Here is a 10495-nt window from a genome sequence, read left to right as displayed (position 1 = left end):
GGGCGGGGCGGCCGAGCCCGTCCCCCGCCGAAGTGTTACGCGGTCCAAGGGGCGTATCTACGCGTCGAGGCCGATGGCGAAAGCGGCCTCCAGGTCATGCTGCGAGTACGTACGGAAGGCCACATGCGTGTCGGTGGCCTCGACGCCGGGGATCTTGCTGATCCGGCCGGGGATGACGTCCGCCAGATCGTCGTGCTTGGCCACCCGGACCATGGCGATCAGGTCGTACGTACCGGTGACCGAGAAGACCTCGCTGACGCTGTCCAGCGCGGCGATGGCCTCGGCGATCTCGGGAATCCGGTCCACGCTGGTTTTGATGAGCACGATCGCGGTGATCACGGCTGGCTTTCTCCCTCGGTGGCCGTGGCTGGAGTCTTCACTCTATCCGTACGCCGGTAACGCCCCCAGGCGTAGAGGAAGCCGAGGGCGAAGCCGACCACATGGGCCAGATAGGCCACGCCGGGGCCCCCGCTGCCCGCGCCCTGGACCGCCAGCCACTGCAGGACGAACCAGAAGATCAGCACGATCCAGGCGGGGAAGCGCAGCGGCAGGAAGAAGAGGAAGGGGAAGAGGCTGGTGACCCGGGCCCTGGGGAACAGGTACAGGAACGCCCCCAATACCGCCGAGATCGCCCCCGACGCGCCGACGAGCGTCTGGTCGGACGTGGCGTGCGCAGCCGCGTAGGCGACCAGGGCGAGATAGCCGCAGCCGAGATAGAAGAAGGTGAACTCGGCATGGCCCATGCGCTCCTCGGTCATCGCCCCGAACACGTACAGGAAGAGCATGTTGCCGAGCAGGTGCAGCCAGCTGCCGTGCACGAAGAGGGCGGTGAGCGGGGTGAGCAGGGCGCGGGCGGAGCCGTCCCACAGCTCGCTCGGGATCACGCCCCATCGTTCGAAGTATCCGGCCTGGGCGGCGAGCAGCGCGTCGGCGGTGCTGTGGGACGGGTTGAAGCCGGAGAGCGGGCTGAGCAGGAAGACCAGACAGCACGCGGCGATCAGGGCATGGGTCACCGACGGCCCGCCGGAGGTGACCGTCCGTAGGAGTCCGCTGGTCAATCTGCCGCCCGCAGCCCGCCGATCGATCATGAACAGAGCATGACGCAAGCGGAGGGAACGGGACAGACCGCCTCGCCGTGTCGGGGGGACGTGGCGAGGCCGTAGGGTTACGGCAGGACATCCGCAGTTCGACGGCGCACAGCGAGATCCTTGAAGCAGGCAGCACGAGGCTCGACGAAAGAGGACGCACGATGACGACGGTTCCCCAGCCGACCGACGGGACCCGCTGGCGCTGCACGCTCTGCGGAAATCTCACGCGGTTCGACGTGACGCGCTCCTCCAAGGTCATCGAATACGTTCATCTCGACCTGGCCGGGGAGTCCACCGTTGAGGAACGCGAGGTGGTCAGTGAGACCATCGAGTCGGTGCGCTGCCGGTGGTGCAATGCGGTGGATCAGATCGAACTGGTGGACAGGCCGGGTGCCGACTCCTGACGGGGCCGCGCGGACAGACAATTTGGGGTGACGGATGGTGGAGCAGCCCGCTAGCGGCGCCGAGTCGGCCGAGGCGGCCGGCGACGCCGTCGAGGCGCTCGACCGCCCGCTGCCCGAAGGTGTGCGGCGAAGGGTCGTCGCGCTGGTCTCGGACGCCTTCGGCGGCCTGACGGTCACCGAACTCCCGGCCCAGCTGAGACAGTACGCCCGCTTCACCCCGACCCGGCGTGCCAAGTTCGCCGGGAACGCGATGGCGGCCGCGCTGGAGGGCGACGCGCTGTTCCGGCAGCGCATCGGCGAACGGCTCAAGGAGGGGCAGCCGGAGCTGACGGCCGCGCTGGAGGCCGGTTCGCCGCCGGCCGCCGCCGACCCCGTCGATGTGGCCGCCGCGGCCTATGTGCTGCGCCCGGTCGGCTGGGTGAAGCTGGTCGCCTCCGCCGGTGAGGAGGCCCAGCGGGCCGATGCCGAGCGCGCCGATGAGGAGAGCCGCCGCGAGCTGGAACGGCTGCGCGAGGAACTCACCCAGGCCCGTTCCCAGACGAAGAGCGAGACCGAACGGCTCCGTGGCGAGCTGGACGCGGCACGCAAGGAAGCCGAATCCCTTCAACGGAAACTGCGCAGCGCCGTCAACGACGTCAAGCGCGGCGAGGCCGCGCTGCGCCGCAGCCGGGCCGAGACCGACGCCGTGCGGTCCGAGGCGGCCGCCCAGGTCTCCGCGGCCGAGAGCGAGTCCCGTCGCCTCAAGGCGCGGCTCGGTGAGGCCGAGGCGTCCGTCGAGGCGGCCCGCAGGGCCGCCAGGGAGGGCCGCTCGGTCGAGGACATGCGGCTGCGGCTGCTGCTGGACACGGTGCTCGACGCGGCCCGCGGGCTCCGTCGCGAACTGGCCCTGCCACCCTCCTCGATCCGCCCCGCGGACAGTGCCGACGCGGTCGAGCCCGGCAGGATGTCGCCCAAGGACATTGCCGCCAGGGCCCTTTCGGAGACCGATCCGGCCCTGCTCGACCAGTTGCTCGCGCTGCCGCAGGCGCATCTGATCGTGGATGGCTACAACGTCACCAAGACCGGCTATCCGCAACTGCCGCTGGAGAAGCAGCGGCTGAGGCTGCTGGGTGGTCTCGCGGTCCTCGCGGCGCAGACCGGCGCCGAGATGACCTGTGTCTTCGACGGGGCCGAACTGGCTGCCCCGGTCCTGCTCGCGCCGCCGCGCGGGGTCCGGGTGCTCTTCAGTAAGCCCGGTGTGACCGCCGATGAACTCATCCGTCAGCTGGCGCGCGCCGAACCGCCGGGCCGGCCTGTCGTAGTGGTCTCCACCGACCGCGAAGTCGCCGACGGAGTGGCGAAGGTGGGCGCCAGGCCCGTTGCGTCCGTCTTGCTCCTGAAGCGCCTTTCGCGCGTCTAGTGGCACTTGCCGGGACTCGGTGGAAATCAGGGAACGGACCGTCAAGTCACCGCTACACCCTGTGTGACGTGGGTAAAGAAGTGCCTCCTGTGACGAGATTTTTCTTGTGAGGATTTGAACTGATCACAAGTTGGTCACTAGGGTCAGGCTTCGAACCTTCGCGCGGTTGATCACCCATCCGGGGTGACGGCGAAGGCGCCGCCGAGTCCGTGACGTACACGGAGCCGGGGATTTCAGTCCCCCCACAGCCCGGTAGGCGGCTCGAGGAAGAAGGAGCTCGCCTTCGTGGGGTCCCACCGTCGTCCCAAGCAGCCGAGCCGCGCCCGTGTGACCGTGCTCACCGCGACCGCCGCCGCGGCCGTGGCCCTGACCTCCCAGGCGGCCCACGCCGACCCGAAGCCCTCCAAGAGCGAGGTCAAGGCGAAGGTCGAGAAGCTAAGCCACGAGGCCGGCGACGCCAACGAGCAGTACTACGGCGCCAAGGAGAAGCAGCAGAAGCTGGAGAAGGAAGTCGGCGCGCTGCAGGACAAGGTGGCCCGCGGCCGGCAGGAGGTCAACGCGCTCCGCAACGACCTCGGTTCGCTCGCCGCCGCCCAGTACCGCTCCGGTGGCATGGACCCGTCGGTGCAGCTCTTCCTCTCGTCCAACCCGGACACCTTCCTCGACGAGGCCTCGGCCCTCGACCAGTTGACGGCCAAGCAGACCGAGACCCTGGGGAAGATCCAGGAGAAGCAGCGGGTCCTCGCGCAGGAGCGCAAGGAGGCCCAGGACAAGCTCGGTGACCTCGCGGACGTACGCAAGACGCTCGGTGAGAAGAAGAAGAAGCTCCAGGACAAGCTGGCCGCGGCGCAGCGTCTGCTCAACACGCTGACCGAAGCCGAGCGCGCGGAGATGCGCCAGGACCAGCAGCGTGCCAGCCGCGCCGCGGGCGACCGGACCGGCCTGGGCAACGCCGACTCGGGCAACGCCGACTCGGGCAACGCCGACCTGGGCAACGAGGCCCCCGCCTCCGCCCGCGGAGCCGCCGCCCTGAACGCCGCGGCCACCCAGATCGGCAAGCCGTACCGCTCCGGCGGCACCGGCCCCAGCTCCTTCGACTGCTCCGGGCTGACCCAGTGGGCCTATGCCCAGGCCAACGTCAGCATCTCCCGGGTCACGTACACCCAGGTCAACGACGGCGCCCATATCGGGCGCAGCGCGCTGAAGCCGGGCGACCTGGTCTTCTTCAACAACACCTCGCACGTGGGCCTCTACGCGGGCAACAACACCGTCCTGCACGCCCCGTACCCGGGCACGTCCGTCCGCTACGAGTCGATGAACACCATGGGCAGCTTCCAGTTCGGCGTGCGCGTCGGCTGACGACGCCCGAACGAGCGAATTCCCGCGCCCGCGCAGGCCGTCCGCCCCGCCGGAGACCCACAGGTCACCGGCGGGGCGTCGGCGTTTCCGCCGCCCTGCCGCCCGGCGCGGCCTTTGGGCGCTCCGTAATCGTCCGACTACTGTCTGCCTGCTGCGCAGCTCCCGTTCGTCGGTCCGCCCGCCCCGGGCGGCAGGGGCTGCGCGATCTGCGTACAGCGGAAGGGAGTGCGGCGTCCTGTGGTGTCCCATCGCCGTTCCACACAGCCCGGCCTCAACCGGAGCGCCCGGGTCACTGTCCTGTCGGCCGCGGCGGCGACCGCGGCCGCCACCCTCGGGGCGGCCACCGCGAACGCCGACCCGCAGGACACATCCCGGACCGCCAAGGCCCGGGTCGACCGGCTGTACAGCGAGGCGGAGCGGGCCACCGAGCAGTACAACAAGGCCGGTGAGAACGCCGACCGGCTGCGCGGCGAGGTGAAGCGGACCCAGGACCGGGCGGCCCGCGACCAGGAACGCCTCAACCGGCTGCGTACGGCGCTCGGTTCGGTGGCGAGCGCGCAGTACCGCTCGGGCGGCCTCGATCCCTCGCTCGCTCTGCTGCTCTCCTCCGATCCGGACACCTACCTCGACCGGGCGGCCACCCTGGACCGCCTGACCGAGCATCAGGCCACCGAGCTGCGGCAGCTCCAGCAGGCTCAGCGCTCTCTCGCACAGACCCGCGCGGAGGCCGCCCGGGCGCTGGCCGATCTGGAGCGCAACAGGGCGGTCGCCACCCGTCACAAACGGACCGTCGAGCGCAAGCTCACCCGGGCCAAGCAGCTGCTGGAGGCGCTGCCCAGGGCCGCCCGGGCGGACTTCGAGCGGGCCTCGCGCTCCGGCCGTGGCGACGTGTTCCCGGCCATGGCCGATCTGCCGGCCGGCTCCGCCCGGGCGGCCGCCGCCGTCATGGCGGTCCGGCAGGCACTGGGCCGCCCGTACATCTGGGGGGCCAACGGACCCGCCGGATTCGACTGTTCCGGGCTGATGCAGTGGGCGTACGCCCAGGCCGGGATCAGCCTGCCGCGCACCTCGCAGGCCCAGCGGTACGCGGGTCGCACGGTGCCGCTCTCCGAGGCCCGCCCCGGCGACCTGGTCGTCTACCGCGCGGACGCCGGCCATATCGGCATGTACGTCGGCAACGGCCAGGTGATCCACGCCCCGTACCCGGGCGCCCCGGTGCGCTACGACCCCGTCGGCATGATGCCCGTCTCCTCGGTCACCCGCGTCTGACCCGTACTCTCGACCGGGTGACCTGGATCGACGGACGGCACACCGCACGGGCGGGACGTGACGCAGGACGGCGCACGGCGGGAGCGCTGCTCGCCGGGCTGCTGTTCGCCTCCGCCTGCGCGGCCCCCGACGACGGCGCCGCCCCGGACTCCACCGCCCGCTCCATCCGCGCCACCCTGGACCGCCGCGCGGCCGCCGTGCTGGACCACGATACGGACGCCTATCTGGCAGCCATAGACCCGAAGGCCACCGGGTTGCGCACGGCCCAGCGCCGGGAACTGGACAATCTCGCGGACGTACCGCTGAGCTCATGGACGTACCGGCTGACGGACGTGACCGGACAGGGCACCGACCGGGCCACCGCGGACGTCCAGCTGCGCTACCGGATCAAGGGCTACGACGCCGCCCCGGTCGCCGCGGACCGGGTGCTCGATCTGAGACGGGACAGCACGGACGGCCGCTGGTACATCGTCGGCGACCGGGCGGGCAAGGACGGCGGCCGGCAGCTCTGGCAGCAGGGCGATGTCCAGGTGGTACGCGGAAAGCACAGCCTCGTCCTCGGGGTCGGCCGCACCGGGCAGGAGCTGCGCCGGATCGCCCGGACCGCGGACCGCGCGGTGCCCGCCGTCTCGGACGCCTGGCCGGAACGCTGGGCAGGCCGCGTGGTGGTGCTCGTACCGCACACCGTGGAGGACATGGCGGGGCTGCTGGGGTCACCGGCGGCGAACTACCGGAGCATCGCGGCCGTCACCACCGGGCAGACCGGCGGTCCGGAACGGGCGCCCGCGGACCGGGTGATCGTCAACCCGCAGGCGTACGGCATGCTCGGCACCTTCGGGCAGCGGATCGTCCTCACCCACGAGACCGCCCACGTCGCCACCCGCACCCGCACCTTTGCCGCCACCCCGACCTGGCTCTCCGAGGGCTTCGCCGACTGGGCGGCCTACCGCGCCGAGGACCGTACCGCCGCACAGGCCGCGCCCGAACTGGCCGACGCAGTCCTGAACGGCGATCTGCCCGCCGGACTCCCCACGGACGAGGACTTCGGCTTCGCGGGCGACTCCGCGCGCCTGGCGAGGGCGTACGAGGGCGCCTGGCTGGCCTGTGAGCTGATCGCCGACCACTGGGGCGAGGCGAAGCTGTTCGCCTTCTACCGGGCCGTCGGAGGGCACCCAGGACGGGACGGGGCGGTGGAGCAGGCCATGCAGGAGGTGCTCTCCACGACCCCGCAGGACTTCACGGCACGCTGGCGGGAGTATCTGCGCTCCCGGCTCGGCTGAGCGAGGCGCGCTCAGGAGCCGACCGGCTCCGCCCCCCGGCCGACGCCGGACCGGGCAGCCGGCGGGCGGCCGGCCTTGCGCGGCAGCCCGGACACCGTCTGCCGCCACAGCTGCCGGCAGGCGATCAGTATCGCCGCGACCAGCAGGCCGTTGCGCAGGAACATCAGCGTCACGCCCGTCGCGTCGCTGGTCACCACATGGACGAACCCGAGCGGGAACTCCAGCTGAGTGATGCCCGTGGCGAACAGCACCAGGACGGCCGGCAGCCCTATCCGACTGTCCCGGAAGACCAGGCAGACCGCCGCCAGGCCGACCAGCCACAGCATGTACTGGGGACTGATCACCCGGCTCGTCGTCGTGAACAGCAGCACCGCCGTGAACGCCGCGTCGGCCGGGGTGTTCACCCAGAAGTCATGGGCCCGCAGCCGCCACACCAGCAGCCAGCCGAAGGCCACGACGGACAGACCGACGGCGAGCGTGCTCACCAGCGGTACATGCGGACCCAGGAACTCCAGCGAGCCGTAGTGCAGCTCCACCCGGCCCTGCCAGCCGAACTGCCGCCACACATGGAAGACCAGCGCCCCCAGCGACTCGACCTCGGTGCCCCGGTCGCGCTGGAAGCCGAGAAAGGCCAGCGCACCGGGCATCGCCACGGTGCACACCACCAGCAGCCCGGCAGCCGCCACCGCCGCGGCCGTCCACGCCCGGCGCGTCTGCGACCCACGAGCGGTACCGGCCAGGATCAGCGTCGGCCACACCTTCAGCAGCGCACCGACGGCGGCCAGCACCCCCAGCACCCGCGGATGCCGCACCCCCGCCAGCAGCGCCGCCACCGCCACCGCCGCCACCATCACGTCGTAGCGGGCGTACGCGGTCGTACCGAGCAGCGGCACCCCCGCCACCCACACCCAGGCGCCCGCCGCCCACCGGCCGGTCCGGCGGCCCGCGTACAGCAGCAGCCCCAGCACCAGTCCGTCGCACAGGAACGCGAGGACGAAGAAGGCCGAGGCGTAGTCCAGGAACGGCAGCAGGGCGGGGGAGAGGACGGCGAGCGCGGCGAGCGGCGGGTACTGCCAGGTGACGTCGGACTGCGGGTACGTACCGGCCTTCAGGACCTCGGACCAGCCGTGGTAGATCACCGAGACATCAATGGTCACGTCCGGCCCGGGCATTGTGATCACCTTCGTGGCACACAGCAGCAGCGCGACCCTGGTGAGGGCCCACACCACGAGGGCGAGCCGCGCGCCGGTCGATCCCGTCATGGACGCCTCATCCGTTTCGTCAGGGGGCACTCGGTGGGTACGACCAGCCATGATGCCCGCCAGACCTGCGCGAGAGCTGTCAGCCCGGCCGCCCGGTACTGTCGGCCGGGATGGACAAGACCCTGATCGTGACCAACGACTTCCCGCCCCGCCCCGGCGGCATCCAGGCATTCCTGCACAACATGGCACTGCGCCTGGACCCCGGGCAGATCGTCGTATATGCCTCCACCTGGAAGCGCGGCCCCGAAGGCATCGCGGCCACCGCCGCCTTCGACGCCGAGCAGCCGTTCACCGTCGTCCGCGACCGTACGACGATGCTGCTGCCGACCCCGCGAGTCACCCGGCGCGCGGTGCAGCTGCTGCGCGTGCACGGCTGCACATCCGTCTGGTTCGGCGCCGCGGCCCCGCTCGGGCTGATGGCTCCGGCGCTGCGCAGGGCCGGAGCCCGCCGCCTGGTCGCCACCACGCACGGGCACGAGGCGGGCTGGGCCCAGCTGCCCGCGGCCCGGCAGCTGCTGGGAAGGATCGGCGAAAGCACGGACGCGATCACCTATCTGGGGGAATACACCCGCTCCCGGATCGCCACCGCACTCAGCCCCGAGGCGGCGGACCGCATGGTCCAACTGCCGCCCGGCGTCGACGAGAAGACCTTCCACCCGGACTCCGGCGGGGAGCTGATCAGGGCCCGGCTCGGGCTCTCGGACCGGCCCGTCGTCGTCTGTGTGTCACGGCTCGTGCCGCGCAAGGGCCAGGACACGCTGATCCTCGCGATGCCCGCGATCCTGGCGCAGGTGCCGGACGCGGTGCTCTTGATCGTCGGCGGCGGACCGTACGCCAAGGAGCTGAAGCGGCTGACCGAGGAGACGGGGGTCGGCGACTCGGTGCGCTTCACCGGGCCGGTGCCGTGGGACGAGCTGCCCGCCCACTGCGGCGCGGGCGACGTCTTCGCGATGCCGTGCCGGACCCGTCGCGGCGGCCTCGACGTGGAGGGCCTCGGCATCGTCTTCCTGGAGGCGTCCGCGACCGGACTGCCGGTGGTGGCGGGCGACTCGGGCGGTGCGCCGGACGCCGTGCTCGACGGCGAGACCGGGTGGGTGGTGCGCGGCGGCTCCGTGGAGGAGTCGGCCGACCGGATCGTCACCCTGCTCCGCGACCCGGAGCTGCGGCGGCGGATGGGGGAGCGGGGGCGGGCCTGGGTCGAGGAGAAGTGGCGCTGGGACCTGCTGGCCGAGAGACTCCGGGCGCTGCTCTGACCCCACGTGACGCGGGCAGCTGGCCGAGTGGCTGGCCGCTGAGCTGTGTCCGGTGGAGCCGGCGACGCGGACCGCCGGGCTTCAGGCGACTCCGCCGGAGCAGTGGTCGCGTTCGAAAAGCTGCTCCTCGATAAGGAAGGAGTCTTCGGAAGGAATGACCTGAGCACTTTTGGCACTCGCTACGGCTTGGCCTGGGCGCTGGGGGAGAGTGGCGATCCGACCTCAGCCGTCAAGGCTTTCGAAGCACTGCTGGCCGACCGCATACAGGCGCTCACATACAAGACCCGCACGTTCTCTCCACGTCGCAGCGTCCGCGCGGCACAGAGAATCAGGGACGAGTAAATGGCCGTTGACCTGGAGGCCAGCAGCGGAGCTACGGACCGCAGCGCCGGTGCGCTGCCTCAGCTCGAACCCCCTGTCCCGTCCGCACGGCACGGCCTGGCGTGGTGGCGGGGAAAGGCCGGTGACCCTTCCGGTGCAGTGGCCGACTTCGAAGAACTGCTGGCCGACCAGGTGCGGCTACTCGACACCTTCGATCCCCAAAGGCTTGCGACGCGCCACGCCCTGGCCCACTGGCGGGGCGAAGCCGGCGAACCTGGCCGGGCTGTGGCCCTGCTCACCGAGCTGCTCGCCGACCAGACGGGCAACCTGGGCCCCGAACACCCGGACACCCTCAAGACTCGCCATTCCCTCGTCCAGCGTCGGGGGGAAGCCGGCGAACCTGGCCGGGCTGTGGCCCTGCTCACCGAGCTGCTCGCCGACCAGACGAGCATCCTGGGCCCCGAACATCCGCATACGCGTGCCACGCGCAACGCGCTCGCCGACTGGCTGTCACGGGCGGGGCCCTCCTGAACCATCTCCCACGCGCCCGTTCCCGCACACGTGATCACCGGATGGCTGTCGGCGGATGGCGCGATCGGCAATCGGCGGTGGTAGCCGGCCGGCGCACGATCGAGACTCGGTGGTCGTGAACCGGTCGTAGGTCTGGACCCTCGTAGCGGTTCTGCATCGCCCTGCGTACGAAGTTCGAACAGATGGCCGCGAACGTACGCGCCGACCGCTGGCCAGCGCACGGCCACTCTCGCTAGTGCTGTGACCGGAAAGGTTCACCGGCTCGCGACGCCCGGCACGGCGCCTCGCCGCGTTGTCGCATCACCCGAGTACATCCAGTACGCGGGTGA

At 71.3% G+C, this 10495-nt stretch carries 10 protein-coding genes; 7 read left to right on the top strand and 3 right to left on the bottom strand.

Annotation, left to right across the window (positions count from 1 at the left end; genetic code table 11):
- Nucleotides 1–57: 57 nt before the first annotated feature.
- Together ABTZ94_RS32985 and ABTZ94_RS32980 are read right to left on the bottom strand one after the other, a co-directional pair.
- On the bottom strand, nucleotides 58–339 hold the full coding sequence (locus tag ABTZ94_RS32985) for an Lrp/AsnC family transcriptional regulator (protein ID WP_093543818.1): 282 nt from the start codon (nucleotides 337–339) through the stop codon (nucleotides 58–60).
- Nucleotides 336–1088, bottom strand: a complete 753-nt coding sequence (locus ABTZ94_RS32980; RefSeq protein WP_351206383.1) for a rhomboid family intramembrane serine protease — start codon at nucleotides 1086–1088, stop codon at nucleotides 336–338. The genes ABTZ94_RS32985 and ABTZ94_RS32980 overlap by 4 nt, the downstream gene beginning before the upstream one ends.
- Nucleotides 1089–1249: 161 nt before the next feature.
- On the opposite strand from ABTZ94_RS32980, the gene ABTZ94_RS32975 reads away from it, so the two are divergent.
- The 5 genes from ABTZ94_RS32975 (at nucleotide 1250) to ABTZ94_RS32955 (ending at nucleotide 6799) form a co-directional block, all read left to right on the top strand.
- Nucleotides 1250–1492: a hypothetical protein gene (locus tag ABTZ94_RS32975; RefSeq protein WP_093893615.1), complete on the top strand. Its 243-nt coding sequence runs from the start codon at nucleotides 1250–1252 to the stop codon at nucleotides 1490–1492.
- A 37-nt stretch (nucleotides 1493–1529) separates the two neighbouring features.
- On the top strand, nucleotides 1530–2891 hold the full coding sequence (locus ABTZ94_RS32970) for an NYN domain-containing protein (protein WP_351206381.1): 1362 nt from the start codon (nucleotides 1530–1532) through the stop codon (nucleotides 2889–2891).
- 285 nt (nucleotides 2892–3176) lie between these two features.
- The gene (locus tag ABTZ94_RS32965; RefSeq protein ID WP_351206379.1) at nucleotides 3177–4250 is read left to right on the top strand and encodes a C40 family peptidase; all 1074 of its coding nucleotides are present in this window, start codon (nucleotides 3177–3179) and stop codon (nucleotides 4248–4250) included.
- 237 nt (nucleotides 4251–4487) lie between these two features.
- Nucleotides 4488–5519, top strand: coding sequence for a C40 family peptidase (locus ABTZ94_RS32960; RefSeq protein ID WP_351206377.1), 1032 nt, complete (start codon nucleotides 4488–4490; stop codon nucleotides 5517–5519).
- 26 nt (nucleotides 5520–5545) lie between these two features.
- Nucleotides 5546–6799, top strand: a complete 1254-nt coding sequence (locus ABTZ94_RS32955) for a gluzincin family metallopeptidase (protein ID WP_351206385.1) — start codon at nucleotides 5546–5548, stop codon at nucleotides 6797–6799.
- A gap of 11 nt (nucleotides 6800–6810) precedes the next feature.
- Here ABTZ94_RS32955 and ABTZ94_RS32950 read toward each other — a convergent pair whose 3' ends face one another.
- Nucleotides 6811–8061, bottom strand: a complete 1251-nt coding sequence (locus ABTZ94_RS32950) for a glycosyltransferase 87 family protein (protein WP_351206375.1) — start codon at nucleotides 8059–8061, stop codon at nucleotides 6811–6813.
- Between the two features lie 110 nt (nucleotides 8062–8171).
- On the opposite strand from ABTZ94_RS32950, the gene ABTZ94_RS32945 reads away from it, so the two are divergent.
- A complete protein-coding gene (locus ABTZ94_RS32945) occupies nucleotides 8172–9314 on the top strand; it encodes a glycosyltransferase family 4 protein (protein WP_351206373.1) in 1143 nt (380 codons plus the stop codon).
- A 342-nt stretch (nucleotides 9315–9656) separates the two neighbouring features.
- A complete protein-coding gene (locus tag ABTZ94_RS32940) occupies nucleotides 9657–10166 on the top strand; it encodes a tetratricopeptide repeat protein (RefSeq protein ID WP_351206371.1) in 510 nt (169 codons plus the stop codon).
- The last annotated feature ends 329 nt before the right edge of the window (nucleotides 10167–10495 follow it).

Source organism: Streptomyces sp. NPDC002785 (assembly GCF_040295565.1).
Taxonomy (GTDB): domain Bacteria; phylum Actinomycetota; class Actinomycetes; order Streptomycetales; family Streptomycetaceae; genus Streptomyces.
Note: the sequence above shows the minus strand (reverse complement) of the source record. Positions and strands in the feature narration are given on the sequence as shown.

Excerpts from the sequence above, each read along its gene's own strand:
- ABTZ94_RS32980 (WP_351206383.1), bottom strand. The coding sequence starts at position 1,088 with ATGATCGATCGGCGGGCTGCGGGCGGCAGATTGACCAGCGGACTCCTA.
- ABTZ94_RS32975 (WP_093893615.1), top strand. The coding sequence starts at position 1,250 with ATGACGACGGTTCCCCAGCCGACCGACGGGACCCGCTGGCGCTGCACG.
- ABTZ94_RS32950 (WP_351206375.1), bottom strand. The coding sequence starts at position 8,061 with ATGACGGGATCGACCGGCGCGCGGCTCGCCCTCGTGGTGTGGGCCCTC.
- ABTZ94_RS32945 (WP_351206373.1), top strand. The coding sequence starts at position 8,172 with ATGGACAAGACCCTGATCGTGACCAACGACTTCCCGCCCCGCCCCGGC.
- ABTZ94_RS32940 (WP_351206371.1), top strand. The coding sequence starts at position 9,657 with ATGGCCGTTGACCTGGAGGCCAGCAGCGGAGCTACGGACCGCAGCGCC.